Here is a 26885-nt window from a genome sequence, read left to right on the forward strand (position 1 = left end):
GCGCAACCGGCCGCCGAGGAATGACGAATATGCTCGCGCAAGTGCGAACCTTCAACGACTCTCAACAGCACGCCGGCTCGATCCAGGGCTGGCAGCAGGTATATGACCAACTCGGTCGTGGTTGCCTGACCAGCGAACTGTGGCAGTTGTCCGGCGACCGTTTTCAGATTTTCCAGGAAGTGCTCGACAAGCGCGTGGTACAGCACGGCCGCTCGCCCAAGGGCCGCTTGTGCGCGGCCATGTCGCTGGGCAGCCCGCCGGTGGTTCAAGGCCAGCAAGTGAGCGCGCAAAGCGTGGTGCTGCTGCGCGACGGCGAAGAGTTCGTGTTGCATGCGCCGCAAGGCACGCACTTTTTCGCCCTCAATGTCGATGCCGTGCGCTTTGCCAAACTGGCCGCCTTCGAACTGTCCAATGATCAGCTCAAACGCTTGACCCGCGTGTCCGCGCTCAGCGTGGATGAAACGTTACTGTTGCGCATTCGCCAGCGCATCCACCCGCTGTTTCGTCACTTTTTGGAACATGCGCACGAGATCAACCCGGCTACCGAAAAGATGCTGGAGGATGAACTGCTCGGTGCATTCCTCGATCTGTTCAGTCACGCCGGCGATGAGGTGCGTTGCCGACGTGGCAATTTTGCCGTCAGTGCCTACCTGGTCCGGCGTAGCCAGGAATTGATCATTGCCAGCGGCGATACACCGTTGAGCATCCTTGACCTGTGCGAACAGTTGCGCGTCAGTCGCAGGACCCTGCAGAACAGCTTCCAGGCCGTCACCGATATGCGCCCGGTCGAGTACCTGCGCAATCTGCGCCTCAACGCGGTCCGGCGACAGTTGATCGCTACCCCCGCGAGCGAGAAAAACGTCGGCGAGATTGCCGTGGGCATGGGCTTTTTTCACCTGAGCCATTTCGCTACGCATTACCGTGAGCTGTTTGGCGAATCGCCGTCCGAAACACGCCGGGCACACCGAGCCTGAGCGAGGTGCCAAGTGGTGGGGCAAGAGCGCTTTGGTTGCTTTGCCGCTTTTGGTACGAACCCGCCGATTTTTACTTTCTTCGAGCAGAATCGGCGGCGTTATGGACGGTATGGCGCACCTGTGGGGCGCGTTGAGCGGTGATAGATGTCGCGAGTGATGTCGAGCAGATAACGCGCTTCGTCGGTCATCAACAACAGGTCGATCTGGACCTCTTCGATAATGATTTCCACGATGATCAATAGGCAAATGGCCGGGGCAATCACCAGCCAGTGGTAATACGACAGCGTGACCAATGAAACGCACACGCCGATCAGCCACAGCGCCAATACGCACTGCGGCGCGTACTTTTGCAGGGGAATCCACACGCGTTGCAACTTTCTCAACTTGAACGTGTAGAGCGTCAATGACGTTTCCAGCTGTTTAAGGTCGATAGGGTTCCGAGCTGAATGCTGGGTAGGCATAACAGTTATCCACGTAATAACGTTAAACATCAGAGCCAGGCAGCAAGCGATGCAGCTATTTGCTGTGCGGGCGTCCTGGGCCTGGCAGCGTTTGGCCGAGCCAGGCGACATTGACTTCGTTGACTTCCACCCATTCACCCCTGGCGGGAATCCCTTCGCAACTCATGAAAGCTATACAACGTCCGTGTGTGTCCAGTAAGGCAAAGTGGCGGTATTTCTTAGCTCTCTTGAACAGGCCAATAGAGAGACGCATACCATCACCTTGGTGAGAATTGATATTTATAAGGGGTCAGGGTTGAGGATTAAACAGCGAGACGCCTGGCCAACGGAGTTCAAACAAAGTGCCGCTGTTCATTACGCTTCGACACGTCACGGCGCCGCCATGGGCGATGGCAATCGCCCGCACCACGGCCAGGCCCAGGCCACTGCCGCCCTGGGCGCGCGAGCGTGAACTTTCGCCGCGCTGGAACGCATCGAAAATGTGCTCGGCGAACGCCGCGTCGACCCCTGGGCCCTCATCCGCGACCCTCAGGAAGTGGCCGTGCTCGTCACTGCCCAGTTCAATGCTGACGATGCCCGGCGTGGCGTGTCGGCGAATATTGTCCAGCAGCGCCAGCAAGGCCTGGCGCATGCGATCGGCATCGCAGTGCACAAGGCCACTGCGCAGGTTCAACTGCAGGACAAAGCCGGCGCTGTTCAGGCTCGGTTCGAACAGGCGTGCTTCGGCCTCCAGCGCATCGGCCAACTCCATCTCCCGCAGTGTCAGTTTCAGGTGACCGTTGTCGCCCATGCCCACCACGCGAAGGTCTTCGACCAGGCGGGTCAAGCCTTCGACCTGGCCCAGGAGGCTGTAGAACTGCGCGGTGTCCGGTGCGAATACGCCCTCGGCCAGCCCTTGCAGACGGCCGCGCAGGATGGTCAGCGGGGTGCGCAGTTCATGGGCGATGGCGGCGTTCCAGAAGGCTTGCTCCTCGGCCATGCGTTTGAGTCGGTTCGCCATGCTATTGAAGTCAGTCACCAAGAGGGCAGCTTCGCCCAAGGAAAGATCGGGCACCACGGCGCGGGCATCCAGGTCACCGTCAGCCAGGCTGCGCAGGCTCGCCGCCACCGAATTGAGCGGCGCCAGAATGCGTTTGGACAACTTGACGGCGACCGCCGCGCCGACGCCCAGGCTGACGCAGGTGATCAGGCCCATCCACACCCATTCCACGCCGCTGGGCAGCCATTCATCTGACTGCATCTCCAGCTCCGTCGGCGGCGAAAAGGTCCAGAGCAATGCATAGAATATGTAGGAGCCGACCAGCGCGAGTGCGATCACGCACATCACCACCGCCGACATCGACACGATGATCTGCCGGCTCAGACTGTTGGCCGCTTTCATGCCTGGCTCCCGAAGCGGTAGCCGACGCCACGGATGCTGCTCGGCACGCCGTGCAGGCCGAGGTCTTCGATCTTGCGGCGCAACTTGCTGATATGGCTGTCGACGGTCCGCTCAAGGCTGTCGCTCTCCGGCGAGCAGAGCACCAGCAGTTCGGCGCGGCTGAACACGCGGCGCGGCGCCTTGGCCAACTGTGCGAGCAGCTTGAATTCGGTCACCGTCAGGTACAACGGCTGTTTTTGCGTGCCGATGTGGACGTTCACCTCATGGTTGTCGATGTCGATTTCAAACGCGTCGACACGCAGTACACGGTGGTCGGCGCCCTGGCCTTGGTCGCCGCAGCGGCGCAGCACGGCCTGGATCCTGGCGATGACTTCCGCCGGGTTGAAGGGTTTGACGATGTAGTCGTCCGCCCCGATGCGCAGGCCCATGAGTTTGTCCATGTCCTGGTCATGCGCGGTCAGCATGATCACCGCGGTGTTGCCGCGATGACGCAGCTCCGCCAGCACCATCCAGCCGTCCAGCTTGGGCATCATCACATCAAGCAGCACCAGGTCCGGTTTGAGCAGTTGATGCAGTTCGAGCGCACGCCGCCCATCCTGTGCATGGGCGGTACGAAAACCCGCGCGCTTGAGGTAGGCCGTGAGGATGTCGGCGATTTCCGGCTCGTCTTCGGCGATCAGCACCAGCGCCTGGTGGGAGGGCGATGCAAGGAGTGATTCAGTCATGGTTTGCTCGGTCGGTGCACGGTTTTTCAGCAACGGGTTGGATGATGCACCGCAAGCATGCACGTTCAGCGAAGGTTTTATGGAGAAATGATGGAGAGGGGAATTAATTTTCGTCGAGCAGAAGGGGATGTTCAGGCGAAACGGATGCGCTCGTTGCAGGCGCTCTGCAGCATTTTGCGTTGGTAATCGCAGGGCGTGGTACTGACCAGCTTTTTGAAGTCGCGCAAAAAATGCGACTGATCGGAAAAGCCCAGGTCCAGGGCCAGGTCAGAAAACGAAACGTCGTTCCGGGTGTTCAGGGTTTCCAGTGCCGCCTGGCAGCGAATGATCCGGCAGAACGTCTTGGGCGACACGCCGGTGTCCTGGCTGAACTGGCGATGGATCGTGCGGCTGGTGTAACCGCTGAGGTCTTCCAACTGCTGAATGCGCAGGTCACCCCGGTGGGCCAGCGCTTGTTGAATGACCATGGCTGTGAGTTTTGAGGTCCTGCCCATCAGGCGCGGGGCCAGGTAGTCGCTGAACAGCTTCATCTGCTCGTGCAACTGTGGGGCCTGGACGATGCTCTCGAAAATGCGCTGGGCAAAGGCCGACACTTCCAGCAGGTCCCACTCCTGTTCGGTCAGGTCCTCGGCCATGACGTTGATGAAGCCTGGAATGACCCCCGGCGCAAAGCGCACGCCGAAGTAATGGTGATCCTGCAGCAGTTCGACTCGCTGCGCCTCCAGCGGGGTGCCGCAGATTCTCACGCTTGGGCGCGTGGCGTCACAGTCGAACACGATATCCACGCAGCCGTCCGGCACCGCCAGCAGGTCCGCTGAGTGGGCGACGTCGAAGGCATAGAAATGCGAGATCGCCGGGTGTTCGGAAGGCATCACCGAATAGCGCGATGAGTTGAGCACGAACCACGGTTGTTCGTACGCGGTGTGGTGCCGCAGCGTCGGCGTACTCGGGTTGATCATGGGCGGACTCGGGGATGGCTGGAAGCAGGAATATTCACGCATGTTTCGCGCCAACTCGGCCGGGCGGACCGAGGGTTGATGTCCGAAATTTACAATACCGGCGCAAAACGCCCCGTGATACTCGACCTCGATAGCGTGGGAGCAGCGCCTACCGCAGCGATATCACCTTCAGCCCGAGAATAATTATGTCCACTACTACAAAAATAGACTTCATCTATCTGTCCGAGCAGGACATGATCCGCGCTGGCGTAACCGACATGCTCGCCTGTGTGAATACCATGGAAGAGATGTTCGGCCTGCTCTATAGCGGTGACTACCGCATGGCCGGGCCGAACAATGATTCCCACGGTGCGATGGTGGTATTCCCGAAAGATTCGCCGTTCCCGAACATGCCCAAGCCCACCGCCGACCGTCGCATGATGGCGATGCCGGCCTACCTGGGAGGCAGCTTCTGCACCGCGGGCGTCAAGTGGTACGGCTCGAATATCGCCAACCGCGAAAAAGGCCTGCCACGCTCGATCCTGATGTTCACCCTCAACGACCCCGACACCGGCGCACCGCTGGCGCATATGTCCGCCAACCTGCTGTCGGCCTACCGCACCGGCGCGATTCCCGGCGTGGGTGCGCGTCACCTGGCACGCAAGGATTCGAAGGTAGTCGGCCTGCTCGGTCCGGGGGTGATGGGCAAGACCACGCTCGCCGCCTTCATCGCCGTCTGCCCGCAGATCGATACCTTGAAGATCAAGGGCCGTGGCGAGAAAAGCCTGAACGATTTCATTGCCTGGGTGAAGGACACCTACCCGCAGGTGACCACGATCAACGTGGTCGACAGCCTCGAAGAGGTGGTACGGGGTTCCGACCTTGTTACTTATTGTAGCTCCGGCGAGACAGGCGACCCCTCGATCTACCCAATTGTGAAGCGCGAGTGGGTCAAGCCGGGGTGCTTCATGGCGATGCCGGCGTCCTGCTCGCTGGATGAAGGCATGGAGCGCGCCGACGTGCGCAAAGTGCTGGACAACACCGGCCTCTACGAAGCCTGGTTCGAAGAGCTGCCCAAGCCTGCGCACCACTGCGTGCCGGTCATTGGCGTGCGGTTCATGGACATGATCGCCGAAGGCAAGATGCAGCACGCAGAGCTTGAAGACATCGGCAAGATCATCGCCGGTGATGCCCAGGGCCGTCGCAACGATGAAGAGATCATCATCATGTCGGTGGGCGGCATGCCTGTGGAGGATGTGGCCTGGGGCACCGTGGTGTATCGCAATGCCGTGGAGAAAGGCATCGGCGTGAAGCTCAACCTGTGGGAAACCCCCGTCCTGCGCTAAGCCAACCTTTAACTCACTGACGAGACCTGTGACATGACCAAAATCATCAAGCTCAAGACCGGTTCCCCCTTTGAAGACCAGGCCAGTTATTCGCGCCTGGTGGTCGTGGATAACTGGATCTATGTGTCCAATACCGCCGGGCGCAACCCACAGACCAAACTGATCCCGCAAGACATCCTCGAGCAGACGCACCAGGTGTTCGCCAACATCGAGACCGCGCTGGCCGCCGTCGATTCAAGCCTGGCCGATGTGGTGTGCTCGCGGGTATTTATCCAGGACCCCAAGGACGTGCCGGCGGTGATGGGCCTGATCGGCGAGAAGTTCCGTGGCGTCGATCCGGCCAGTACCGTCACCTGCCCGCCGTTGGGTTCGACGGTGTACAAGGTGGAGCTGGAAGTGACGGCGTATCGCAACGCCTCCAAGGCTCAGGTCGAAGTGATTCGCCTGTCGCAATAACCCGTCCTGCGGCCGTGCGTTCGCGCGGCCGCCCTCAATTGTTTTGCGAGTCTTGATCATGGCCCCGACTATTGCGCCCGTGAATACGTCCACCGAGTTTCCCACCGCCACCACCGTTGTCATCATCGGCGGCGGCATCATCGGCTTGACCGCTGCGCTGACACTGGCCGAACGCAATATCCCGGTGGTGGTCCTGGAAAAAGGCCGTATCGCCTGCGAACAGTCATCACGCAACCTGGGCTGGGTACGCAAGACCAGCCGCCACGCGCACGATATTCCGCTGGCCCTGGCCGCTGACCGTTTGTGGGCGCAAATGCCCGAGCGGGTCGGTGCGGATGTGGGTTATCGCCAGGAAGGCATTCTGTTCGTCGCCCGCAACGAGGCGCAAATGGCGATGCATGAAAGCTGGCTCAAATCGGTCGAGCACCTGTCGCTTGACTCGCGATTGCTGAGCAAGCGCGAGATCGAAGCGCTTGTGCCGGGCGGCGAGGGTGACTGGGCCGGCGGCATCTACACGCCGTCGGATGCGCGCGCGGAACCGACCCTGGCCAGCAGCGCCATCGCCAAGGCTGCCATGGCCCTGGGCGTGGTGATTATCGAGCAGTGCGCGGTGCGTACGCTGCAAATGTCCGCCGGCAAGGTCAGTGGCGTGGTCACCGAAAAAGGCGAGATTCGTTGCGACCAGGTGTTGCTCGCCGGCGGCATGTGGTCGCGACGCTTTTTGGGCAACCTCGGCGTGTCGTTGCCGACCCTGGCCTTGACCTGTTCGGTGTTGCGTACCCATCCGATGCAAGGACCCACCGAAATTGCCGTGGGCGCGCCGGACTTTTCGTTTCGCAAGCATAAGGACGGCGGCTTCATCATTACCCAGCGCGGCAAACTGGACGCTTTCCTGACCCTGGATCACCTGCTGCTGGCCAAGCAGTACATGCCGCAATTTCGCGCGCAGCGCAGCGTGTTGAACGTGTCGCTGGGCAAGTATTTCTTTAACGACCTGGCGCTTGCGCGACGCTGGTCGGCCGACCGTATCAGCCCGTTCGAACGTGTGCGTGTGCAGGACCCGGCGGCCAACCTGCGGCTCAATAATGATGCGATGAATAACCTCAAGGCGGCCTGGCCGGTGTTCGAACAAGCCAGGATTGCCCAGGCCTGGGCGGGCACGATCGACGTGACGCCGGATTCGAACCCGGTGATCGGGCCGGTCGCGCAAATCCCCGGCCTGACCGTGGCCACCGGGTTCTCCGGGCACGGCTTCGGCACCTCGCCGGCGGCGGGCCACTTGGCCGCGGATATGGTCAGCGGGCATGCCCCGATCATCGACCCGAGCCCTTATCGTTTTGAGCGTTTCTAGGTCGCATGCACCGCGACAGTCCCAGAACAGCGGTGTTTTTCCTTCACTGAGCGGCGGAGCCAGGCAATGTCACCAGACAGCGTTTTTTTTACCAATCGCGCAGGCTTGCGTCTGCATTTTCTACGCTGGGGCGAGCCGAGCGGTGTGCCTCTGGTGCTGCTGCATGGTTTACGCGCTTACGCCCAGACCTGGGAGTCGCTGGTGGAAGCGCTGGGCGATGGCTATTGCATCTATGCCCTGGACCAGCGCGGAAGAGGGCTGAGCGACTGGGCGCCGGCCGCCAGCTATCACACGCAGTCCTATGTGCAGGACCTGCAGGATTTTGTCGCCCATGTCGGCTTGCAGCGGTTCGTGTTGCTGGGGCACTCGCTGGGTGGCGCCAATGCGTTGGAATACGCACGGCAGCACCCTGGGCGTTTGATCGGCCTGATCATCGAAGACATCGGCCCCGGTTCGTCCAGCCAGGGTGACGGTGCGGCGCGCATTCGTCGCGAGATGGCCCAGACCCCGCTGCGTTTCGACAATTGGGACGCCGCCCGCGCGTTCTGGCAGGCGTCGCGTCCTGGCTTGTCGGCGCAGGGCCTGGCGTCGCGGCTGGCGCACTCGATGAAGGAAAGCGCGGACGCGATCACCTGGCGCCACGATCAACAAGGCATCGCCGAGGCGCGCCTGAGCATTGAACCGACCGACCTGTGGCCGGCGGTGCACGCCCTGGATTGCCCGACATTGTTCATTCGCGGCATGCGCTCGGACTTCCTGCCGGAGGCGACGTTGCAAGCCCTGCGCGACAGCAATGCGCAGGTGCGCACGGCGGAGGTCGCGGATGCCAGCCACTATGTGCACGACGACCAGGGCGAAACCTTCAACCGGCTGGTCATCGAGTTCCTTGAAAGCCTCGCGATTGCGGGCCGATGAAGACGCAAGCGCGCCTGATCGCACTGTTGTCATCGTTGACGGCCTTCGGGCCGTTTTCGATTGATACTTACCTGCCCAGCTTCCCACAGATCGCCGAGGACCTGTCGACCAGCACCGCGCAGGTGCAACACACCATCAGCGCGTTTCTCGCCGGGCTGTGCCTGGGCATGTTGTGCTACGGCCCGTTGTCGGACCGTTATGGCCGTCGCCCCCTGTTGTTGGGCAGCCTGGCGCTGTATGTCGTTGCGACCCTGGGTTGCCTGTTTGCCGGCAACGTCGAGCAGTTGATTGCCTGGCGCTTTGTCCAGGCGCTGGGTGGGGCGGGCGCGTTGGTGCTGGCCCGCACGGTTGCCAGGGACCTGGTGGGCCTGGTGCAGGCGGCCAAGGTGCTGTCGTGGATGCACCTGCTGACCATGATGGCGACGTTGGTCGCGCCGATGATCGGCACCTGGCTGGTGCTGATCCAGGGCTGGCGTACGATCTTCGCCGCCTTGTTCATCCTGTCTGCCCTGTGCCTGTTGATGGTCGCGCTGACCTTGAAGGAAAGCCTGCCGCCGCAGGAGCGCGGTGCGTCAGTGCAGGCGGCGTTCGCGGCGTACCTGACCATTGCCCGGCAACCCAGGGCAGTGGCGCTGATCCTGTGCATGTCACTGGCGTTCGGCGGCATGTTTGCCTTTATCACCGCCTCGCCGTTTGTGTACGTCGTGTACTTCGGGGTGTCGCCACGGATATTCAGCGCACTGTTCGCCCTGAACATCCTCGGCATCATCCTGGTGACTTTCATCAACGCCCGTTGGGTCGGCCGTTACGGCCCGCAACGCATGCTTGGCGTGGGCGTGGTACTGGCGAGCGCGGCAGGGCTGGCGATGATGCTGGTCGGCTATACCGGCTGGGGCGGGCTGGCGAGCATCGTGTGTTGCATGGTGCTGTACATGGGCGTGACCGGTTTGATCGGCGCCAATTGCATGGCCAGCTTGATGATGCTGTTTCCACGCCAGGCCGGCGCGAGCGTGGCGCTGGGGATTTCGGTGCAATTTGCTACCGGGGCGCTGGCCAGTCTGTGGGGCAGCCATTTGGCGGATGGCAGCGCTTGGCCGATGTGCCTGGTGGTGGGGTGTTGCGGGTTGGGCGCGTTGGTTGCTTATGGTGTGACCCTGCGCCTGCCTGCCCGGGCGGTCGCCGTGAAGACTTGAGCCAACTTGCTGATGGGTTGTCAGCCCTGACCAAGAATTCGGCAATATTGGACATGCCTGTCAGGCCAATCCGTTCCACACTGTGGACGTGATAGGCCCTGATAATAAAAAGGTAGGCTGGTATGTCGTTGTCTCTGGAAAACCCTTCTTCGTACTACACCATGACCCGTAAATACGACCTGCATTATCGGGACCTCGAAGGTGATATCGAGGCTGAGGTCGTGATCATCGGGGGCGGTTTTTCGGGTATCAACACGGCGCTGGAGCTGGCCGAGCGGGGTATCACCAACGTGGTGGTGCTGGAAGCTAATTATCTGGGCTTCGGCGGTTCGGGGCGCAACGGCGGCCACGTGATGGCGGGCATCGGCCATGATCTGGAGAATATCGAAAAGGACGTCGGCGCCGAGGGGCTCAAGGCAATCTTCGAGATCAGCGACTTGGGTGCGAGCCTTATCAAGCAGCGCATCGCGCGGTATGACATCCAGGCGGATTTTCGGCACGGTTATGGTTACCTGGGCTTCAACAAGCGTCAGGGGAAGCTGTTGCAGTCCTGGGCCAAGGATTTCCAGAGCCTGAACCCGGATCAGGAAATCACTTACCTGGAAGGTTCCGAGGTGCGCAGCATCGTCGGGTCCGACATCTACACCTGCGCGCTCAAGCATATGGGCAATGGACATATCCATTCGCTGAACCTGCTGCTGGGTCAGGCTCAGGCCTTCACTGAAATCCACGGTGGCAGAATTTTCGAACAGTCACCCGTGCTTGAGGTGAACTATGGGCCTCAAGTCACCGTGCGAACCGCAAAAGGTTCGGTCAAGGCCGACAAACTGCTGTTTGCGTGCGGTGCCTTTCTCAACAAACTGGACCGCTCGCTCGACAACTCCACCATCAACGTCTACGCGTTCAATACGGTCACCGAGCCGCTGACCAATGAAATGATCGAGCGCATCAGCCCGATCCGTGGCGCCTTCAGCGATATCACGCCGATCATCGATTATTACCGGATCACGGCGGATAACCGGCTGATGTACGGCACCGCCGGCATGCTGCTTGAGTATGTCCCGCTGGACCTGAAGGCGTGGAACCACAAAAAGATGCTGAGACTTTTTCCCTACCTTGCCACGACCAAAATCGATTTGGCCTGGGGCGGCCCGATGGATTGCTCGTTGAACCTCTTCCCGCAGGTCGGCACGTTGGATGAGCATCCGAATGTGTTCTATGTGCAGGGCTATTCCGGGTTCGGGGTCACACCCAGCCAGGTGATCGCCAGGGTCATCGCCGACGGCATGAGCGGTGGCTCGCCCGCCTGGGATGCGATGAGTTCGATTCCACGCAAGCGTATTTTCGGCAAGGATCGTTTCAGGGCAGTGCTGTGCTCCCTGGGCAAGGTTTCTCGCCAACTCAATGCCTACCGTGTAGGCCGTCGTTAAGTAAACATGAGCTTCTGTTTATCAAGCCGGGATACCTCAATGAAAACTACAAAAACAAATCCGATCGATAAAACTTCCGTCTACCTGTGTGCAGGATTGGTCTCAGGGGCGGGCGCACTGTTATTGAACGTGCTACCGGTGCTGTTTGGAGCGTTTGCCGAGCGATTCGGGCTCGGCGAGCACCAACTGGGTAACCTCGCGATGGCCATGAACCTGGGGTTTGGCGCGTTCGGGCTGGCGTCATTGCTGTGGATTCACCGACTTAGCTGGCGGGTTATTTCAGCGCTCTCGTCGGCGCTGGTGGTGGGCGCGCTGTTATTTGTTCTGCATGACCCTTCCTATGAAATGCTACTGGTGATCATGGCCTTGGCGGGCGCCGGAACAGGCGCCTTGTATGCCCTGGCCATGACGATTTTCGGTGACAGCTCCCAGCCCGAACGTGCGTTTGGTTTCAAGCTGGGTATCGAGACGGTACCGGGCGCCTTCCTGCTCATCCTGCTGCCGGTGGCGGTGGCGCCGGTGTGGGGTTTTGAAGGCATGTTGATTACCATCGCCCTTGCCATGGTGGTGATGGGCATTCTGCCGCTGCCCTGGGTACCGCGCCGTAGCGAGCGCCAATTGGATGCATCTGATGCTGCTGTGCAGATTGCCAGCACCGAAAGTCGCGCCATCGTATGGTTGAGTCTGGTGGCCAGCCTGGTTTTCCTGACCGGCATCATGTCGGTGTGGGCGTTCCTCGAACTGATGGGTAAAAAGACCGGACTGAGCTCCGATACCATCGGCATGGTGCTGGCGCTGGGCTTTTTGATCAATGCAGGCGGTGGTTTCATCGCGTCGGCGATCGGCCTGAAGGTGGGGCGCTTCATGCCGGTGGCAGTGATCATCCTCGCGGAGTTGCTGGGCCTGGTGGCGCTGGCGCAGTTCTCCTCTCTGACGACCTATGTCGTGGGGGTTATCTGTTTTCTGTTTTCGATCAGCTTCGTGCTGGCTTACACCTTTGGCGTTATGGCCGAGTTCGACCTGTCGGGCAAGCTTGTCGCGCTGGGCGCGCTGTGCCTGTCTCTCGGTGCGGCATTCGGGCCGGCCATTGGCGGGTTTCTGATCGAGGCGTTGGGCTACTCGGCGGTATTGATGTTCTCTGGAGCCTGTTCAGTCGCGGTCCTGGCCATTTATGGTGCTGCGGTGTTGAGAGTTCAACTGGCGTTCAATCGCACCAGGGATTCAGACACCGCAGTCATGTCCAGACTGTAAGGCAGGTGACAAGCTGTTATTCCACGCGCACCGCGTTGTTGCGCTGAGCGTCGACGAACGCCCCCAGGCGTTCGCTGGCAGTTGCGTAATCATCCTTGTCCGCCAGGGCAAACGCTTCAACCTGGACGTTTTCCTGGCGCAACACATACTGGTAGAAACCCTTATGCCGCGCAGGCACCCGCGCGGCATCGGCGTTCAGCTCTTTGTAATACTCCCCGGTGGCCTGCGCCATGGTCTTGATCATGCGCTTGGGCGCGAGCCAGTAGTACAACGCCGCTGACTGACCTTTGAGCCATGCGCTGAAGCGATTGGGCTCCACGCTCAATTGCGTGGTCGGTGCTGCATAGGCCTCCTCATTCAATGTTTCAAGCGCTTGATAGCTGCTCCAGAATTGCCTGGCCGCCTGCGGCTGATCCCGATTCAGAATGGCTTCGATGGCGTAGCGAGCCGTGGCTCGGTTGGTGATTTCCTTCTGCATCAGCGCCGCAAATGCGGTTTCATCGGCTTTTGAATTCATAGTCGTCTCGGCAAGTACAGGTGTGCATGTCAGGGATAACGTCAGTAAAGCGATCTTGAACATGGGGCATCCTGGGTGATGGAAAGAGGGTCCGGCCATTGCGCTCAGGTCTTGAACTTCTGCACCAGCGCCTGTTGTTCGGTGGCCAGTTCGTTCAGTTGCTGGCTGATGCTCGCCGAGCGTTCGGCTTGGGTCGACAGCGAGGCCGTGACGTTGCGTACCGCTTCGACGTTGCGATTGATCTCTTCGGCGACACTGCTCTGTTCTTCCGTGGCGCAGGCTATCTGTACGTTCATGTCGGTGATGATGCCGACCGCCTGGCGAATCTGTTCCAGCGCGTCAAGTGCCAGGCGCGCCTCGGTGGCATTGTGTTGGGCCAGGTCATGACTGTGCTGCATAGCCGTCGTCACATCGTGGGTGCCGTTGTGCAGGTTTTCGACCACGGCACCGATCTCTTCGACCGACGCCTGTGTGCGCCGGGCCAGGCTACGGACTTCATCGGCCACCACCGCAAAACCGCGACCTGCATCACCGGCCCGTGCCGCTTCGATGGCGGCATTCAGAGCGAGCAGGTTGGTCTGCCGAGCGATAGAGAGAATGACTTCCATGACCGTGCCTATCTGTTGACTGCTTGACGACAATGCTTGCAGACGCATCATGCTTTTGCTCATGCCGGCGGCCAGGGCCTGGATGCCCTGGGCCGTGTTTTCGATCACGCGCACCCCATTGCCGGTGGCCTGGTCGGCATGCCGAGCAGCATCCGCTGCCTGAGCGGCGCTCCGGGCGGCATCCTGCGAAGTAGCTGACATCTCGTGCAGGGCGGTGGCCATTTGTTCGAACTCGCGAATCTGCTGTTGCATACCGGCATGGGTGCGGCTGGCGACCTGAGCCGACTGGTCGGCCGTCGCGCGCGCGTTATGGACAGCCCCCTGCACCGCCGCGATCACCGGCTGCAATTGATCCAGGAACCGGTCGAACGCGTTGCACATTCGGCCCAGTTCGTCCCTGGCCGTGTACGCCAAGCGCCGTGTGAGATCGCCTTCGCCATCGGCGATATCCTCCAGCATGCGTGCCACGCGCAGCAGGGGCCGGGTGACGCTGCGGGCCGTCAGCCACATCATTGCGCCCCCCAGTAGCGCCGCCGCAATGCCCAGGACGAGTTCAAGCAGCAGGCTTCTGACGCGCTGCGTGTGCATCTGGTCCTTCAAGTTGACCACCGGGGCGGCCAAGACGTCTTTTGCGACGGTGACGATCACGCCCCACGGTGTCGCATCGGCAAACGGCCGAATCGGCACGATCACGCTGATTCGTTGATCATTTTCTAGGGGCCGCACCTGTGCTTCGCGCATAGCCTTGAGCACATCGGCCGCTTGTGCGGGAATTATCGCTTGCAACTGCTTGCCCAGTTGCTCCGGATGAAGGCTGTCAGCGGCAATTACGCCCGCCGCGCTCACAATCGAAATGCCGCCCTGGCCGTCATAGATACTGGCGCTGGCTTTTTGAGCATTCCGTTGCAAGGTCTCCAGGCTGATGTCCAGGCCCAGCACAGCCACGACTTTACCGTTTTCAATCATCGGTATGGCAATCGTGGTGACCAGCCGCGCCGGCGCGCTTGAAGTGTCGATGTAGGGATCAAGCAGGCAGGCTTTGGCGTGGTCGCGGGCGCAGGTGAAGAAGGTGTTGAACGGCGCGCCACTGGGGCCTGGCGAGGTATCGGCCAAGAGCTTTTCATCGCCCGGGATCATTTCCAGCTTGCCGGGCGAGGGCTGCAGCCAGTACATCGAGAAGCGCCCGCTGTCGTTGCTGGCCAGCGTTGACTGGCCTTTGAATTCCGTATCGTGACCATCCAAGGCGTCGGGTTCGAAGGCAACGAACAGGCCCAGCAATTCGGGGCGTCCGGAGAGTGCCTTTTGCAGTACCTGGGCCAAGTCCTTTCTTAGTGCGCGGGAGGCCGCCGGGCTCTTGTCGGCGCTATCACGCAGGTGCATCACCTGACGACTGAGACCTTGACCAAACTCGTATGTTTGGCTGAATCCTTGTTGGATGGCCAGGGCCTGGGATTGACCTTCGGCCTGCAAGTTGCCTTGAGCGGCCGTGAGCAACAGCTGGCCCGACGCGCCGAGTATTAAATCCTCACTGGTTTGGCGTTGCTCAAGAGACAGCCCCACAACCAGTGCCAGCACTGCGGCCAGGCAGACGCTTGCCAGTAAGGCGATTTTGTTTTGAATACTCAATGCAAGGGTCATGGTGTGTTGGATTCCGCAGCGCGTGGTTGACACCACAGGCTATCGGGCTTGGGTTTCAAACTATATGGGTTGGCGCCCTTGCACAAAGGCTTGGCAGTAGCAGACAAATAACGACCTTCCAGTGGGTTTTTCCACGAGTTGGCGCGCTCTGTGCTTGGTCACTGAAAGTAGATTTTTTTGTCACCTGAATCACGTGAAAAGCGCACTAATAGTGGGCATGTCCCTAGGAGAGTATCGATGAGTGGTCAAGCGTTGTCGGCATGGAACGAAAGTGTGAACCAGGCCTGCGGTCGTTTCGAAACGCGCTATGACCATTGCCAGAGCCTTTTCATCGGGGAAATGAAACAAACGCTGGTAGGCAGCACGGCTGTTGCTCACATCCGCAGCAATGCCCATATGATTGCCAAGGCGGGTAGGGCAAGCGTGCGCGATTCAGCGGGTCGGTGTTTCCTTGTGTTACAACAGCAGGGTTCAATGGCCATTGAACTGGGGGAGCGGGTGGTTGACCTGCGGGCGGGCGACCTCGCTTTGCTCGACTTTTCCGAGGGGGTGAAAATGACCCCTCAAGGGTTGTTTTCCCATGTGTCGATCCCTCTGCCGCGTGAGCTGTTCAAGGGCCTGGAGCGTGCACGCTTCGGCAAGTTGTCGACTACGGGGGGCTGTGGTCAACTGCTTGGCACGCTGGTGCGTCAGGTTGCTGGAGGCGAGCTGGCGCAGTGGTCTTGCCCGCAGGATGGTGACGGTGTGCAACGAGCATTGGTTGCCTTGCTTGAGTCAGTGCTGGAATACCGTGCCTGCGACCACTCGCCGGGATGGCAATTGCATGAAGTGCAATCGCTCATCCAGCAGCGGCTCGACTCACCGCGGCTGTCGCCGGCGTCGTTGTCTGAAGAGTTGGGCATTTCCAACCGCCAGCTCTACAGGCTGTTCGAAGCCAGTGGCGACAGTGTTTGCCGGTACATTCTGCGTGAGCGGTTGTTGAAGGCGGCGCAGGATCTGCGCGACCCCGTTTGCGCGCATCGCTCGATCACCGAGATCGCCAGCTATTGGGGGTTTGCCGACTCGGCGCATTTTTCCAAGACGTTCAAAAAGCAGACGGGGCTGACACCGAGCATCTACAGAAGTCGCGGGCACTGAGCCCGGGTTCAACGAGCCGTGCGGATGTGACTGCTTTCGTGTCGCATCCTCGCGGCTTTTTGTTGTCCGCGATTTGAGCGCAAACTGGCAATAATTTGCAAAATGCTGTCCAGCACGTCCAATCAATCGGCGCCCAACTGCATCAAAATTTCTGTGTGCCAGTTTAGAAACTGGCCCACAGCGATCTGATCCATTCATTCTTGAAACGGGTGCTCCATGAACAAGAAAATGTCGTCTTCCCTTGTGCTTCTGGCTGCTCTGGCCTGCGGCTCTGCCTACGCACATGCGCAATCGTCCGAACCGTTGCAGGCCATCATTGAGAGCAAGCTGGACGGCATTGCCGCCAGTTGGCCGAAGAAAGATGCCAAGACAGTTGTGGAGCAGGTCTACACCGAGCAGACCCAGATCACCGGCGAAGGGGTAGCGGAGCTTTATCAGGGCAAAGCGCAGCTTACCGGCCTGGTTCAGCATCTGATGGAGGGCTCCAAGAGCACCGTCATACATCTCAATCGCTTGGTGCAACTCAACGATGAGTCCGCCTACACCTGGGTGACGTGGGACGTGACTCCGGCAGGTAACGAGGCCCCCTTCAAGATGAAGAGCTTGTTTGTCTGGAAGAAAGAGCACGGTCACTGGTTCATCGTCGCAGACATGTTTGCCAATGGTGCAATCGCTCAGTGATAGAGGCTTGGTCAACACAATAATAATAACGGTGCGCCGCCGTGCGGCGCGCCAGGGAGCGCGCAAGTCATGAAACCAGGTTTGACGAATGTAATAGGGTGTTGCGTCTGCATCGCGGGGAGTCTTTGGTGCACTGTCGGACAGGCCTATGTGCTGGTCGATGAGCCCGATCGCACGTTGTCGCTGGACGTGAGTTCTACCGTGGGCGTTTTCCACAGCCAGAAAAATTATCAACAGTGGGGCAATCGCGCACCGGGGCATTCCAGCTGGCAGGAGGGCTACATCAAGTATGGCTTGAGCGGCAGTTTGACCAGCGATGATCTGGGGTCGGTGTTCGGTACGGTGAACCGCACCGCGTCGGCGACGTGGGGCGATGGTGATGCGGCAGGTTTTACCAATGGCACCGAGCGCACCGATAAATGGGAAGAGGCCTTTGCCGGCTGGCGCTCGGCTGATCTCTTTCCGGCGCTTGGCAAAGACGGCGTGGAAGTTTCCGCCGGCCGGCAGGCGATCCTGCTCGGTGACGGTTTTCTCGTCGCCGGTGACGGCATCAGCGCGGGCAGGGGCGTCGCAGACAACCGTTACAATCGTGGGGGCGGCTATTACATCACGCCGCGCCGTGCATTTGACCAGACTTTCTGGTTGAAGCTCGGTGGTCAGCAGGGACTGCATGGCTCGCTCGGCTGGTTCAAGTCGGACAACCCGATTCAGGCGAAAGTCGAGATGGCGTTTTCCACCCTTGAATACACTGCCGATATGGGAACGATTGGCCTGACATATCTGCATGGGCTTGGGGTTGATCGGAAGCTCGCAAGCGGTATTCAGGCGGACCGCGATGGCATGGATGTCTATAGCTTGCGCGCTACGGGAAATGCCGGCGTACTTGGGCTGTTCCTGTCATCGGAAATCGCTGTGCAAAACACCCGGCGGGGTAATGCCAAGGCGGGTTATGTCGAGGCAGCATGGACCTTCGCCGATCTGCCGGGCAAGCAGACACTGGGCTATCGCTTCAGTCAGTATGGGGTCGAATGGGACTCTCTTCTCTATGGCTTCAGCCGTGGTTACGGTACCTGGTTCCAGGGCGAAGTTGCCGCCAACTATGCAGGACCCTTTGGCGCCAATACCACGATCCAGCAAGTGTACTGGCGCGCGCAGCCGTACGAGACACTCGCGGTGAACGTTCTGGCTTATGATTTTCGTAACCAGCGTACCCGTGGTGCCATCGACAGTTCGGGGCGTGAGCTGGATTTGATCCTGGACTGGTCGGTGACACCCACTATCACGCTGTCGCCCATGCTGGGTCTCTACGACCCGCGCAAAGATGCGGATCATGGCGGCGTGCAGTTGGGGGATGACAAGCTCAATGTGTATAGCGCGGTGTTGATCTCGACCAGGTTCTGATCGTTCAACCAGCAGTAGAGTACGGTGGACCGATTAGTGTCTGCCGTACTCGTTCCCACATTTGGATCTCTGTGCCGTCAGAGCAAACACCCGGTCGGCCCGCGAGCGCCTGCTTGTTAGTAGCGGATAATCACCGATTTCAGCTCAGTGTAATCGTCGATAAACGCACTGCCGAACTCACGCCCGACACCCGACGCCTTCATCCCGCCAAACGGCACGCTGGGGTCAACGAAGGTGTGCATGTTGACCCACACCGTGCCCGCTTCGATTTGCGGGATCAGGCGCAACGCCTTGGACAGGTCGTTGGTCCAGAGACTGGCGGTGAGGCCGAACGGGCTGTCGTTCATCAGCTCGACCAGTTCCTTTTCGTCGTCGAACGCCAGCACACACACCACCGGGCCGAAGGTTTCTTCGTGCAGCAGGGGGTCGTCCTTGCCGGTGGCCACGATCAGCGTCGGTTCCACGTAGTAACCGGCGCGGTCCAGCGCATGCGCGCCGTATGCCACCTGGTTGCGTTGCAGGGCGCGCTCGAAAAAACCGAGGATTTTGTCGAAGTGCGGCTTGTTCGACAGCGGGCCGAACTGTGCGTGTTCATCCAGGGGTGAACCGATGATCATCTGCGACAGCATCGCCGCCATCTTCTGTGTCACTTGCTCGACGAGTGAGCGGTGCACGAACAAGCGCTCGGGTGATGCGCACACCTGGCCCTGGTGCACGTAAGCCGCTTGTACGAAGCGCGCCACGGCGTCATCGACATTGGCGTCGGCCAACAGCGCGGCGGCGTTCTTGCCGCCCAGTTCCAGGGTCACACGTGTCAGGTCGGCTCCCATGGCGGCCTTGCCCACGGCAATGCCGGTGGGCACCGAGCCGGTGAACGAGACCTTGCGCACCTGCGGGTGTGCGATCAACTGCTGACCGACCTGGCCACGACCGTTGACCACGTTGATCACGCCAGCTGGAATCCCGGCCTCGATCGCCAGTTCCGCCAGGCGCAGCAGGGACAGCGGCGTGTATTCGCTGGGTTTGAGCACGACGGTGCAGCCGGTGGTCAGCGCGGCGCCGAGCTTCCATACGCCGATCATCAACGAGAAGTTCCACGGCACGATGGCCGCAACCACGCCGACCGGCTCGCGCAGGGTGTAGGCGCTGTAGTGCTCGCCGTCCATGGAGGGAAACGACGGGGTCATGGTCTGGCCGCCGATTTTGGTGGCCCAGCCGGCGAAGTAACGCAGGAACACCGCGCTCTGGCCCACTTCGATATGCCGCGACAGGTTGATCGATTTGCCGGAACTCACGGTTTCCAGTTGCGCCAGCTCCTCGCCGTTGGCCTCGATCAGATCGGCCAGGCGGTTGAGCAGAACGCCGCGCTGGTAGGGCGTGATCTTTGCCCAGGCGCCCTTGAAGGCGGCGGAGGCGCTGTTGACGGCCAGGTTGACATCCTCGGCCTGGGCGTCACGCAACTGCGTGACGGTCTCGCCGGTACCAGGGTCGACGATGCCGATGCGTCGCGCCGACGCGCTGGTGTGCACGGCGCCATCGATGAAGTTGGAATGGTCGCGGCCCAGGAAAGCAACGACTGAGGGCAATAAGGCAATGTGCATGACGGCGCTCCAATGAAGGGTTCGTCGCGCCCGTCGGGCGCTCGAAAGACCTCTGCATTAAAAGCCGATACACGCCTGGCTGCTTGTTCGAGCCTGCCAGGGAATTGGTTATGCGCGACAGGCTGTGTCGCGGCTGGCCTAGGGTTCGCCGAGGTTGTTGAACACCGTTTCGAGCATGCGGTTCAGGCGCTGAATCTGCGCTTCGGTCATGCCGTTGAAACTGCGCTTGAACACATCGCCGGTGGCCACTTGGATGCGTTCAATCGCTTCGCGCCCCTGCGCGGTAATGCGCACCTGAGTGACGCGGCCGTCGTCCTCGCAGGGCGCGGTGTCCACCAGGCCGTCTTCCTTCATGCGATACACCGTTTTGGTGATGGTCGAAAGCTTGGCGATGGCGTGGGTGGAAATTTCGGAAATACTCGACTGGCCGTTCTCCTTGAGGATAAACAGCACCCGCCAGCGCGGGATGTCCAGGCCGATTTTCTTCAGGGCCTTTTCCATGTATTGACTGTAGCGGCCATGCACCATAGCGAGCCAGTAGAACGGAAAATCTTCTTTGTGAAAGTCTTCACTGCCGGGGTTGTAGCGGCCTGCGTGTTTTTTTGGTGGGCTCATGATGTGCTCATGTCGAGGGAGACGAGCAATCATAGACTTTTCTCGTGAATTGGGCACGGTTATTGACCCGTTCGATTCCGGCTGATGTTCAGAAATATAATTGACAATTCACGTAATATTCGGTGAGTGTGAAAAAAGGAAAGGGCGCATCGGGCGCCCCCATTCCGCAATTCGCACTGAAGGTAACGTGACATGACCCTGGTGATTGAACAGCTTTCCCTTGGCGGCGATGGGCCGACCGTAATGGTCAAGGACACCATCGATATCGCCGGCCTGCCTACCCGTGCATCGAGCCAGGCCCTGGACGATGCCGCGCCGGCCGCGGCCCATGCCGAGGTGGTGCAAGCCCTGTTGGACAAGGGCTGCCGCCTGGTGGGCAAGACCAGCCTGCACGAACTGGCCTTTGGCACCACGGGGATCAATCACTGGGTCGGCACCGCGCCGAACCCGCGTTTCCCCGGGCGTATTCCAGGCGGATCCTCCAGCGGTTCAGCCGCCGCCGTGGCCGCCGGGCTGGCGGATTTTTCCCTGGGCACGGACACCGGCGGTTCGGTGCGCATTCCCGCCTGCTGTTGTGGCGTGTTCGGTTTTAAGCCGACGTTCGGCCGGATCAGCCGCCGTGGCGTGATGCCGACGCACAGCAGCCTTGATTGCGTCGGCCCGTTTGCCGCGAGCCTGCCGATGCTGGTCACGGCCATGCAGGCAATCGACCCTGCCTTCAAGCCGGCACCGGCGCCGGCCGCGCCGCGCCTGGGCATTGTGAGTGTGCAGGCCAGCGCAGCGGTACAGCGCGTGATCGACGCGGCCATCGCCGACAGCCGACTGCCCACCGGAACCCTCACGCTGCCCAGCCTCAAGGCGGCCTATGACGCCGGCATGGTGGTGATCAACCGCGAGACCTTCAATGCCTGCGCGCACTTGCTGGACACCGGCAAGGTGGGCGCCGACATCGCCGCGCGCCTGGCGGCCGCCGGCAACACCACGGCGGCCGCGCTGGCCGAGGCCGAGCAGGTGCGCCTGCGCTTCACCGCCGAGGTCGATGCGGCGCTGCAGCAGGTCGACGTGCTCGTGCTGCCGACCATGCCGGAGTTCCCGTTGACCCTGGCCGAGGCGACCGACACCCAGGCAGTGCTGGGCATGACTGCTTTCGTGCGCCCGTTCAACCTGTCGGGGCACCCGGCGTTGAGCATCCCGTTGGCCAGTGCCGAGGGCCTGCCGGTTGGCCTGCAATTGATAGGGGCCAAGGGCGCGGATGAGCAACTGCTGGCCATCGCCGGTCGCCTGCTTGAGCGCCTGTATAGCGGGCATGAGGTGTGAGATGAGCACAACCATTCCCCGCCCGGACCTGGAACAACGCCTGCGCCGTTTTGAAATCCAGGACAGCGCGCGCGCCTGCATGAACCGCTACATGGTGCTGTGTGATGCCCTGGACGCCCACACGCCGCTCGACGAACTGTCCGGCCTGTTCACCGAGGATGCGGTGTGGGAGGGCAAGGGCGCCAAGTACGCCCAGAGCTTCGGCGGTTATCGCGGGCGCGAAGCCATTGCTGCGATGTTCGCCGGCTACATGAAAACTCCGGCGCACTTTGCCCTCAACGTGCACTTTCTCACCAGCGAACTGATCGAGGTTCAGGCCGACGCCGTGCTCGGCAGTTGGGTGATGCTGCAGACTTCCACCTTCGCCAGCGGCGCCTCCCATCTCAACGCCGCGCGCCTGAGCGTGCGCTTTGCCGAGGAAGACGGGCAGTGGCGCATGGCGCATTTCCAGACCGAAAACCTGTTCAGTCGTCCGGTGCAGGCATGGACCAGCGACGCCGAGCTGCCGGTGCCCAAGCCTGCCGCACAGTGAGCGATAACGCGCACTGATAACCCCACCGTTTCCCAAGACTGCCCCGCAAGGGCGGTCGTGCCGTGCGCGTAGCGCTGGAGATTGCCATGAAACACTTCGAACTGTTGACCTTCACTTTACGGGTGCGCACCGTGCCGCAAGCCTTGCCGCGCCTGGAGCAGAGCTTGCGGGAGACGGGCGAGGGCGTGCATTTGATGGGCTGCTGGGTGTCGGAAATCGGCTCGCAGAACCGTATCGCGGTGCTGCGCGGGTTCGACGATGGCGGGTGTCGCGAGCGCGAACGCGAGCGCTATTTGTTGGCGTCCGATGGTTTTGCGATTGGCGAATTTCTGCTTGAACAACAGGTGGATGACTACAGCGCTTTTGCCTTTGTCGATCCACTGCCTCCCGGCGTTCATGGCCCGTTCTATGAATTGCGCGAATACAACCTCGTGCCCAGTGGGCTGACGCCAACATTGCGCGGTTGGGGCAAGGCCGTGGAGCGGCGAACCGGGCCGGACTATTCCCAGGTGTATGCCGCTTTCTATGCCACCAGCGGGCAGATTCCGCGCTATCTGCACATCTGGCCCTACAGCTCGCTGGAGCAGCGTCTTGAAGTGCGCACCCGCGCCGTGGCCGAAGGCGCCTGGCCGCCGGAAAATTCCGCGCCGCAACTGCTGCAGATGCATTCCACGGTGTACCTGCCGGCACCGTTCTCGCCGTTGCGCTGAAAAATGGCACAGAGCCAGTGTGGGAGCGGACAAGCCAACTCCTACTTTTTTTGGAAAAAATAAATTAATTTAAAAAGCATCTAGGAGATATCCAAGGTTCAATTCAGGACGTTACTCAATAAAAACATAGGTATAAGTCACTATTTCTTTGTTTTTCCCGCAGTAATTTACGTGATTAGTGGTGGTTATAAGCACGATAATTCAATTGACAATTCACGTAATTGCGCTCAAATTCTCCACAACGGCACCCACAAAAACAAAGGTAACCACTATGCCGATCCATCGCCCTCGCTCCGCCCCGCGGCTCAGCTCGACGCTGACTTCCTGCCCAGCCCAATACCGTTCCTGACAACGGAGTTACTCTATGCATTCGCTTAAAAAACCAGCGGTTGGCGCGGTGAGCTCGCTTGCCAGTGGCCCCGCCTTCGAAGCCTTGCTGGTCGATGTGCGCGAACGTGCCAGAGCCGGTGAATTCGACGGTCAGCGCCACATTTCGCAGGACGTAATCGAGGCCTTCAAACAGCACGGTGTCTACCGGGCGCTGGTGCCCAAGCGCTTTGGTGGCCTGGAGTGTTCCCCCGCCGAGTTTTGCCAGGTGATCGAGCGCATTGCCCAGGCCGACGGTTCGGCCGGCTGGGTTGCCAGTTTTGGCATGAGCCCGGTCTACCTGGCGGCATTGCCGCCCGAGAGCATCGCCAAGGTGTATGCCAACGGTCCGGACGTGGTGTTCGCCGGCGGCATCTTCCCGCCGCAACCGGCTGAAGTGGTCGAGGGCGGTTTTATGGTCAATGGTCGCTGGAAATACTCCAGCGGCTCCCTGGGCTCCGATATCGTCGGTGTCGGCATCGCCCCGAAAAACGGCGATACCTTCGGCCTGCCGCGCATTGCGGTAATACCGCGCAACGCGATCCGCATCGACGAAACCTGGGACACCGTCGGTCTGCTGGGTACCGGCAGCCACGACCTGGTCGCCGAAAATGTGCGGGTCAGCGAGGAGTGGACCTTCGTGCGCGGCGGCCTGCCCAACCTGGACGAACCGTTCTTCCGCTACCCATCGCTGTCATTCGCCACCCAGGTGCTCTCGGTGGTCGGCCTGGGCGTGGCCCGTGCCGCACTCGATGTCCTGGCCGACATGGCCAGTGGTCGTGCCTCGGTGACCGGTGCTCCGGCGATTGCCGATCGGCCCCTGGCCCAGGTCGACATTGCCCGTGCCGAAGCCGAGCTACGTGCCGCGCGGGCGTTCTTCTACGAATCCATCGACCGCGCCTGGGACTACGTACTGGCCGGCGACGCGGTGCCCGTGGCCGCGACCAACCTGCTGCGGCTGTCGTCGACCCATGCCACCCGCGTTGCCGCTGACGTGGCGCGTACCGCGCAGATGCTCTCGGGCATGAGCGGCGTGTACAACGACAGCCCGCTGGCCCGTTGCGTCAACGACGCCCAGGTAGTCACGCAGCACGCCTTCATGGGCGATATCACCTATCAGAATGCCGGAGCCATGTTCTTCGGCAAACAGCCTTTGCCTGGCTACCTCTAACCGTCGAGAACATAAAAATGACTGATAAAAAGACCTTGCGCGTGCTGTTCTGCATGGGCATCAACCAGAACTTTTTCGACGCCCCGCGCGACGAGCAATTGCAGGTGTGGGCAGCGTTCAGCGCGATGTGGAACGGCATTCACGACCTCACCGGCGTCAAGGTGCTGGGCAACATGGATGACGACCAGAGCATGGTCGGACCTTCCGATGGCTTCCCGTGGACCACCTACCTGCTGGCCGACGTGCCGGACATCGAGACCGTGCACGCCGCCTGCAACCTGTTTCGCACAACGCAAGTGGGAGATGGCCCGTACAAGCTGTGGCGCTACACCAAGGTCGAAGCCCGGGTTGGGCGCGAGCTGATCATTCAGCGTACTTGATGCCGACGAGGACACTCCCCATGAGCAAGCTCATTCCCGCTGTAAACCTCGCCGTCGACCCCGCCGACCTGGTGCAGGCCGACCGCGTCCACACCTCGATGTACACCGACGCACAATTGTTCGACGCAGAGCTTGAGAAGATTTTCTACAGCACCTGGATCTGGGTCGCCCACGCCAGCGAGATTCCCGACAACGGCAGCTACAAGACCACCTACATCGGCAAGCAGCCGGTGATCGTGGTGCGTGATCGCAAGAAAGACGTGCACGTGTTGCTCAACCGCTGTCGCCACCGTGGCGCCACCGTGTGCGAACACAAGAAAGGCAAAACCAACAGCTTCGTCTGCCCGTACCACGGCTGGGGCTACGCACTGGATGGTTCACTGCGCGGTATTCCGCACCCGGAAAGCTACGGCGACTGCATCGACAAGGCCGAGCTGCCGCTGGTCAGCCTGCGCACTGAAAGTTACGCCGGCATGATCTTCGCCACCTTCAAGGACGACATCGAGCCGCTGGAGGACTACCTCGGCGCGGCGAAAAAATGGATGGACCTGTTCATGAAGCAGGGCGCCGGCTATGGCATCAAGGTCCCGGGCGAGCACCGTTTCCGCTTCCCCGGCAACTGGAAGATCCAGCTGGAAAACACCACCGACGCCTACCACTTCCCACTGGTGCACAAGAGCTTCCTGTCGTCGGTGGATGAGCAGACCCTTGAGCTGTTCGACTTCGTCAAGGGCCCTGGCTACGTCGAGGACCTCGGCAACGGCCACAGCGTGATGGTGATGATTCCCGACCTGATCGACCTCGAAGCCGACCTGGACAAGCCGATCCCCGAGCGTTTCGAAGGGCTGGCCGCCGAGCTGCGTGACGAAGGCATCGAAGAGCAACAGGTGCGCCGGATCGTGCGTGCGGTCGGCGGCACCGGCTTCAACCTCAACCTGTTTCCCAACGTCGCTTGCTCGATGGCGTTCTTCCGGGTGCTGCAACCGATCTCGGTGACCGAGACGGAAATCCACCACTCGGTGATCACCATGGATGGCGGCCCGGCCGTGGCCAACCGTTATCGCCTGCGCCTGCACGAACACTTCCAGGGCCCGATGGGTTTCGGCACCCCGGACGACTCCGAAGCCTGGGAGCGGGTACAGAAGGGCGCCAGCGCCGGTGAAGACCTGTGGATCATGCTCAACCGCGGCCTGCCCGGCGAACAGGCCAGTGCAGACGGGCGGGTATCCGATGTGAGTGCCGAGACCGGCATGCGCGCCGGGTACCAGCAGTGGAAAAAGATGATGTCGGCCTGACCCGTGGAGAACCTTATGAACCTGCAATTACTGCAAGAAGTGACCGCTTTCATCTGGCTGGAAGGCGACATGCTCGACCACGGTGAGTACGAGGGCTGGTTGAAGATGTGGACCGAGAAGGGCACCTACATCATTCCCATCGACCCCAAGGAAACCGACTTCGAAAACACCCTCAACTACGCCTACGACGACCATCATATGCGTGAGCTGCGGGTTCAGCGCCTGATCGGCGGCGAGTCGATCTCCACCAGCCCGCAACCGCGTACGGTGCGCATGCAATCGCGATTCCGGGTGTTGGCCGACGACGGCCTCCAGGTCAGCGTGCGCTGTGCGCAGAACGTGCGTGAGTTTCGCAAGGAAAGCCTTAAGTTCTACAGCGCCGACCTGACCTACGACCTGATCCGCAGCGACGGCGGTTTCAAGATCCACCGCAAGGTGGTCAGCCTGATCAACAGTGACGATGCCCTCGCCGGTATCGGCTACATCCTCTGAGGC

The 26885-nt window shown here is 60.8% G+C and carries 26 protein-coding genes and 1 pseudogene; 18 read left to right on the plus strand and 9 right to left on the minus strand.

Features of this window, described 5'->3' with window-relative positions; all coding sequences use genetic code 11:
* Nucleotides 1–29 precede the first annotated feature (29 nt).
* Complete coding sequence (locus PSH66_RS09845; protein WP_003172907.1) at nucleotides 30–974, plus strand: helix-turn-helix domain-containing protein; 945 nt, start codon at nucleotides 30–32, stop codon at nucleotides 972–974.
* Nucleotides 975–1072: 98 nt separating this feature from the next.
* On the opposite strand, the gene PSH66_RS09850 is transcribed toward PSH66_RS09845, so the two are convergent.
* The 4 genes from PSH66_RS09850 to PSH66_RS09865 all read right to left on the minus strand — a co-directional run bounded on the left by PSH66_RS09850 (nucleotide 1073) and on the right by PSH66_RS09865 (nucleotide 4500).
* Entirely contained in the window at nucleotides 1073–1435 is a 363-nt protein-coding gene (locus tag PSH66_RS09850; RefSeq protein ID WP_141063685.1) for a hypothetical protein, read from the minus strand.
* A 289-nt stretch (nucleotides 1436–1724) separates the two neighbouring features.
* Nucleotides 1725–2816: an ATP-binding protein gene (locus PSH66_RS09855; RefSeq protein ID WP_305428935.1), complete on the minus strand. Its 1092-nt coding sequence runs from the start codon at nucleotides 2814–2816 to the stop codon at nucleotides 1725–1727.
* Nucleotides 2813–3541 (minus strand): response regulator, encoded by a 729-nt coding sequence (locus tag PSH66_RS09860; protein WP_042944422.1) that lies wholly within the window; start codon nucleotides 3539–3541, stop codon nucleotides 2813–2815. The genes PSH66_RS09855 and PSH66_RS09860 overlap by 4 nt, the downstream gene beginning before the upstream one ends.
* A 131-nt stretch (nucleotides 3542–3672) precedes the next feature.
* Nucleotides 3673–4500 (minus strand): AraC family transcriptional regulator, encoded by an 828-nt coding sequence (locus tag PSH66_RS09865; RefSeq protein WP_078823874.1) that lies wholly within the window; start codon nucleotides 4498–4500, stop codon nucleotides 3673–3675.
* Nucleotides 4501–4685: 185 nt separating this feature from the next.
* Here PSH66_RS09865 and PSH66_RS09870 point away from each other — a divergent pair, with 185 nt between their 5' ends.
* The 7 genes from PSH66_RS09870 (at nucleotide 4686) to PSH66_RS09900 (ending at nucleotide 12421) form a co-directional block, all read left to right on the plus strand.
* Nucleotides 4686–5825 carry a tyramine oxidase subunit B gene (locus PSH66_RS09870; RefSeq protein ID WP_003172913.1) on the plus strand — a complete coding sequence of 380 codons (1140 nt, stop codon included), beginning with the start codon at nucleotides 4686–4688 and terminating at the stop codon, nucleotides 5823–5825.
* A 33-nt stretch (nucleotides 5826–5858) separates the two neighbouring features.
* Complete coding sequence (locus PSH66_RS09875) at nucleotides 5859–6281, plus strand: RidA family protein (RefSeq protein WP_003172914.1); 423 nt, start codon at nucleotides 5859–5861, stop codon at nucleotides 6279–6281.
* Between the two features lie 58 nt (nucleotides 6282–6339).
* Nucleotides 6340–7632 (plus strand): FAD-binding oxidoreductase, encoded by a 1293-nt coding sequence (locus PSH66_RS09880; RefSeq protein ID WP_305428938.1) that lies wholly within the window; start codon nucleotides 6340–6342, stop codon nucleotides 7630–7632.
* A 66-nt stretch (nucleotides 7633–7698) separates the two neighbouring features.
* Nucleotides 7699–8547 carry an alpha/beta fold hydrolase gene (locus PSH66_RS09885; RefSeq protein WP_078823877.1) on the plus strand — a complete coding sequence of 283 codons (849 nt, stop codon included), beginning with the start codon at nucleotides 7699–7701 and terminating at the stop codon, nucleotides 8545–8547.
* The gene (locus PSH66_RS09890; RefSeq protein WP_305428939.1) at nucleotides 8544–9740 is read left to right on the plus strand and encodes a multidrug effflux MFS transporter; all 1197 of its coding nucleotides are present in this window, start codon (nucleotides 8544–8546) and stop codon (nucleotides 9738–9740) included. The genes PSH66_RS09885 and PSH66_RS09890 overlap by 4 nt, the downstream gene beginning before the upstream one ends.
* Nucleotides 9741–9862: 122 nt before the next feature.
* A complete protein-coding gene (locus tag PSH66_RS09895; RefSeq protein ID WP_003172919.1) occupies nucleotides 9863–11170 on the plus strand; it encodes an FAD-binding oxidoreductase in 1308 nt (435 codons plus the stop codon).
* A gap of 39 nt (nucleotides 11171–11209) precedes the next feature.
* Nucleotides 11210–12421 carry an MFS transporter gene (locus PSH66_RS09900; RefSeq protein WP_258317819.1) on the plus strand — a complete coding sequence of 404 codons (1212 nt, stop codon included), beginning with the start codon at nucleotides 11210–11212 and terminating at the stop codon, nucleotides 12419–12421.
* A 16-nt stretch (nucleotides 12422–12437) separates the two neighbouring features.
* On the opposite strand, the gene PSH66_RS09905 is transcribed toward PSH66_RS09900, so the two are convergent.
* The 3 genes and pseudogenes from PSH66_RS09905 to PSH66_RS30105 all read right to left on the minus strand — a co-directional run.
* A complete protein-coding gene (locus PSH66_RS09905; protein ID WP_042944429.1) occupies nucleotides 12438–12938 on the minus strand; it encodes a hypothetical protein in 501 nt (166 codons plus the stop codon).
* A gap of 104 nt (nucleotides 12939–13042) precedes the next feature.
* Nucleotides 13043–13927, minus strand: a complete 885-nt coding sequence (locus PSH66_RS30100; protein ID WP_370694846.1) for a methyl-accepting chemotaxis protein — start codon at nucleotides 13925–13927, stop codon at nucleotides 13043–13045.
* A 21-nt stretch (nucleotides 13928–13948) separates the two neighbouring features.
* Nucleotides 13949–15184: pseudogene (locus PSH66_RS30105) on the minus strand (chemotaxis protein); the annotation flags it as partial.
* 273 nt (nucleotides 15185–15457) lie between these two features.
* Between PSH66_RS30105 and feaR the strand changes: the two are divergent.
* The 3 genes from feaR (at nucleotide 15458) to PSH66_RS09925 (ending at nucleotide 18403) form a co-directional block, all read left to right on the plus strand.
* Complete coding sequence (feaR, locus tag PSH66_RS09915) at nucleotides 15458–16321, plus strand: transcriptional regulator FeaR (RefSeq protein WP_232291294.1); 864 nt, start codon at nucleotides 15458–15460, stop codon at nucleotides 16319–16321.
* A gap of 216 nt (nucleotides 16322–16537) precedes the next feature.
* The gene (locus tag PSH66_RS09920; protein ID WP_003172924.1) at nucleotides 16538–17002 is read left to right on the plus strand and encodes a DUF4440 domain-containing protein; all 465 of its coding nucleotides are present in this window, start codon (nucleotides 16538–16540) and stop codon (nucleotides 17000–17002) included.
* Between the two features lie 150 nt (nucleotides 17003–17152).
* Nucleotides 17153–18403: a hypothetical protein gene (locus PSH66_RS09925; RefSeq protein ID WP_157135711.1), complete on the plus strand. Its 1251-nt coding sequence runs from the start codon at nucleotides 17153–17155 to the stop codon at nucleotides 18401–18403.
* Nucleotides 18404–18519: 116 nt separating this feature from the next.
* Here PSH66_RS09925 and PSH66_RS09930 read toward each other — a convergent pair whose 3' ends face one another.
* Nucleotides 18520–20004, minus strand: a complete 1485-nt coding sequence (locus PSH66_RS09930) for an aldehyde dehydrogenase family protein (RefSeq protein ID WP_003172926.1) — start codon at nucleotides 20002–20004, stop codon at nucleotides 18520–18522.
* Between the two features lie 138 nt (nucleotides 20005–20142).
* Nucleotides 20143–20619: a MarR family winged helix-turn-helix transcriptional regulator gene (locus PSH66_RS09935; protein WP_141063680.1), complete on the minus strand. Its 477-nt coding sequence runs from the start codon at nucleotides 20617–20619 to the stop codon at nucleotides 20143–20145.
* Between the two features lie 192 nt (nucleotides 20620–20811).
* On the opposite strand from PSH66_RS09935, the gene PSH66_RS09940 reads away from it, so the two are divergent.
* The 7 genes from PSH66_RS09940 to PSH66_RS09970 all read left to right on the plus strand — a co-directional run bounded on the left by PSH66_RS09940 (nucleotide 20812) and on the right by PSH66_RS09970 (nucleotide 26882).
* Nucleotides 20812–21936: an amidase gene (locus PSH66_RS09940; RefSeq protein WP_003172928.1), complete on the plus strand. Its 1125-nt coding sequence runs from the start codon at nucleotides 20812–20814 to the stop codon at nucleotides 21934–21936.
* Between the two features lies 1 nt (nucleotide 21937).
* Nucleotides 21938–22468 (plus strand): nuclear transport factor 2 family protein, encoded by a 531-nt coding sequence (locus PSH66_RS09945; RefSeq protein WP_141063679.1) that lies wholly within the window; start codon nucleotides 21938–21940, stop codon nucleotides 22466–22468.
* Between the two features lie 86 nt (nucleotides 22469–22554).
* Nucleotides 22555–23178 (plus strand): NIPSNAP family protein, encoded by a 624-nt coding sequence (locus PSH66_RS09950; RefSeq protein ID WP_141063678.1) that lies wholly within the window; start codon nucleotides 22555–22557, stop codon nucleotides 23176–23178.
* 364 nt (nucleotides 23179–23542) lie between these two features.
* The gene (gene iacA / locus PSH66_RS09955; RefSeq protein ID WP_305428943.1) at nucleotides 23543–24715 is read left to right on the plus strand and encodes an indole-3-acetate monooxygenase; all 1173 of its coding nucleotides are present in this window, start codon (nucleotides 23543–23545) and stop codon (nucleotides 24713–24715) included.
* Between the two features lie 17 nt (nucleotides 24716–24732).
* A complete protein-coding gene (locus PSH66_RS09960) occupies nucleotides 24733–25095 on the plus strand; it encodes a hypothetical protein (protein WP_003176746.1) in 363 nt (120 codons plus the stop codon).
* 20 nt (nucleotides 25096–25115) lie between these two features.
* Complete coding sequence (locus PSH66_RS09965) at nucleotides 25116–26390, plus strand: aromatic ring-hydroxylating dioxygenase subunit alpha (RefSeq protein WP_305428945.1); 1275 nt, start codon at nucleotides 25116–25118, stop codon at nucleotides 26388–26390.
* A 15-nt stretch (nucleotides 26391–26405) separates the two neighbouring features.
* Entirely contained in the window at nucleotides 26406–26882 is a 477-nt protein-coding gene (locus tag PSH66_RS09970; protein WP_305428946.1) for an aromatic-ring-hydroxylating dioxygenase subunit beta, read from the plus strand.
* Nucleotides 26883–26885 lie beyond the last annotated feature (3 nt).

This window comes from Pseudomonas sp. FP597 (genome assembly GCF_030687435.1).
GTDB classification, from domain to species: Bacteria; Pseudomonadota; Gammaproteobacteria; order Pseudomonadales; family Pseudomonadaceae; genus Aquipseudomonas; species Aquipseudomonas lactucae.

Excerpts from the sequence above, each read along its gene's own strand:
- PSH66_RS09845 (WP_003172907.1), top strand. The coding sequence starts at position 30 with ATGCTCGCGCAAGTGCGAACCTTCAACGACTCTCAACAGCACGCCGGC.
- PSH66_RS09850 (WP_141063685.1), bottom strand. The coding sequence starts at position 1,435 with ATGCCTACCCAGCATTCAGCTCGGAACCCTATCGACCTTAAACAGCTG.
- PSH66_RS09855 (WP_305428935.1), bottom strand. The coding sequence starts at position 2,816 with ATGAAAGCGGCCAACAGTCTGAGCCGGCAGATCATCGTGTCGATGTCG.
- PSH66_RS09860 (WP_042944422.1), bottom strand. The coding sequence starts at position 3,541 with ATGACTGAATCACTCCTTGCATCGCCCTCCCACCAGGCGCTGGTGCTG.
- PSH66_RS09865 (WP_078823874.1), bottom strand. The coding sequence starts at position 4,500 with ATGATCAACCCGAGTACGCCGACGCTGCGGCACCACACCGCGTACGAA.
- PSH66_RS09870 (WP_003172913.1), top strand. The coding sequence starts at position 4,686 with ATGTCCACTACTACAAAAATAGACTTCATCTATCTGTCCGAGCAGGAC.
- PSH66_RS09875 (WP_003172914.1), top strand. The coding sequence starts at position 5,859 with ATGACCAAAATCATCAAGCTCAAGACCGGTTCCCCCTTTGAAGACCAG.
- PSH66_RS09880 (WP_305428938.1), top strand. The coding sequence starts at position 6,340 with ATGGCCCCGACTATTGCGCCCGTGAATACGTCCACCGAGTTTCCCACC.
- PSH66_RS09885 (WP_078823877.1), top strand. The coding sequence starts at position 7,699 with ATGTCACCAGACAGCGTTTTTTTTACCAATCGCGCAGGCTTGCGTCTG.
- PSH66_RS09890 (WP_305428939.1), top strand. The coding sequence starts at position 8,544 with ATGAAGACGCAAGCGCGCCTGATCGCACTGTTGTCATCGTTGACGGCC.
- PSH66_RS09895 (WP_003172919.1), top strand. The coding sequence starts at position 9,863 with ATGTCGTTGTCTCTGGAAAACCCTTCTTCGTACTACACCATGACCCGT.
- PSH66_RS09900 (WP_258317819.1), top strand. The coding sequence starts at position 11,210 with ATGAAAACTACAAAAACAAATCCGATCGATAAAACTTCCGTCTACCTG.
- PSH66_RS09905 (WP_042944429.1), bottom strand. The coding sequence starts at position 12,938 with ATGAATTCAAAAGCCGATGAAACCGCATTTGCGGCGCTGATGCAGAAG.
- PSH66_RS30100 (WP_370694846.1), bottom strand. The coding sequence starts at position 13,927 with ATGTGCAACGCGTTCGACCGGTTCCTGGATCAATTGCAGCCGGTGATC.
- PSH66_RS09920 (WP_003172924.1), top strand. The coding sequence starts at position 16,538 with ATGAACAAGAAAATGTCGTCTTCCCTTGTGCTTCTGGCTGCTCTGGCC.
- PSH66_RS09930 (WP_003172926.1), bottom strand. The coding sequence starts at position 20,004 with ATGCACATTGCCTTATTGCCCTCAGTCGTTGCTTTCCTGGGCCGCGAC.
- PSH66_RS09935 (WP_141063680.1), bottom strand. The coding sequence starts at position 20,619 with ATGAGCCCACCAAAAAAACACGCAGGCCGCTACAACCCCGGCAGTGAA.
- PSH66_RS09940 (WP_003172928.1), top strand. The coding sequence starts at position 20,812 with ATGACCCTGGTGATTGAACAGCTTTCCCTTGGCGGCGATGGGCCGACC.
- PSH66_RS09945 (WP_141063679.1), top strand. The coding sequence starts at position 21,938 with ATGAGCACAACCATTCCCCGCCCGGACCTGGAACAACGCCTGCGCCGT.
- PSH66_RS09950 (WP_141063678.1), top strand. The coding sequence starts at position 22,555 with ATGAAACACTTCGAACTGTTGACCTTCACTTTACGGGTGCGCACCGTG.
- iacA (WP_305428943.1), top strand. The coding sequence starts at position 23,543 with ATGCATTCGCTTAAAAAACCAGCGGTTGGCGCGGTGAGCTCGCTTGCC.
- PSH66_RS09960 (WP_003176746.1), top strand. The coding sequence starts at position 24,733 with ATGACTGATAAAAAGACCTTGCGCGTGCTGTTCTGCATGGGCATCAAC.
- PSH66_RS09965 (WP_305428945.1), top strand. The coding sequence starts at position 25,116 with ATGAGCAAGCTCATTCCCGCTGTAAACCTCGCCGTCGACCCCGCCGAC.
- PSH66_RS09970 (WP_305428946.1), top strand. The coding sequence starts at position 26,406 with ATGAACCTGCAATTACTGCAAGAAGTGACCGCTTTCATCTGGCTGGAA.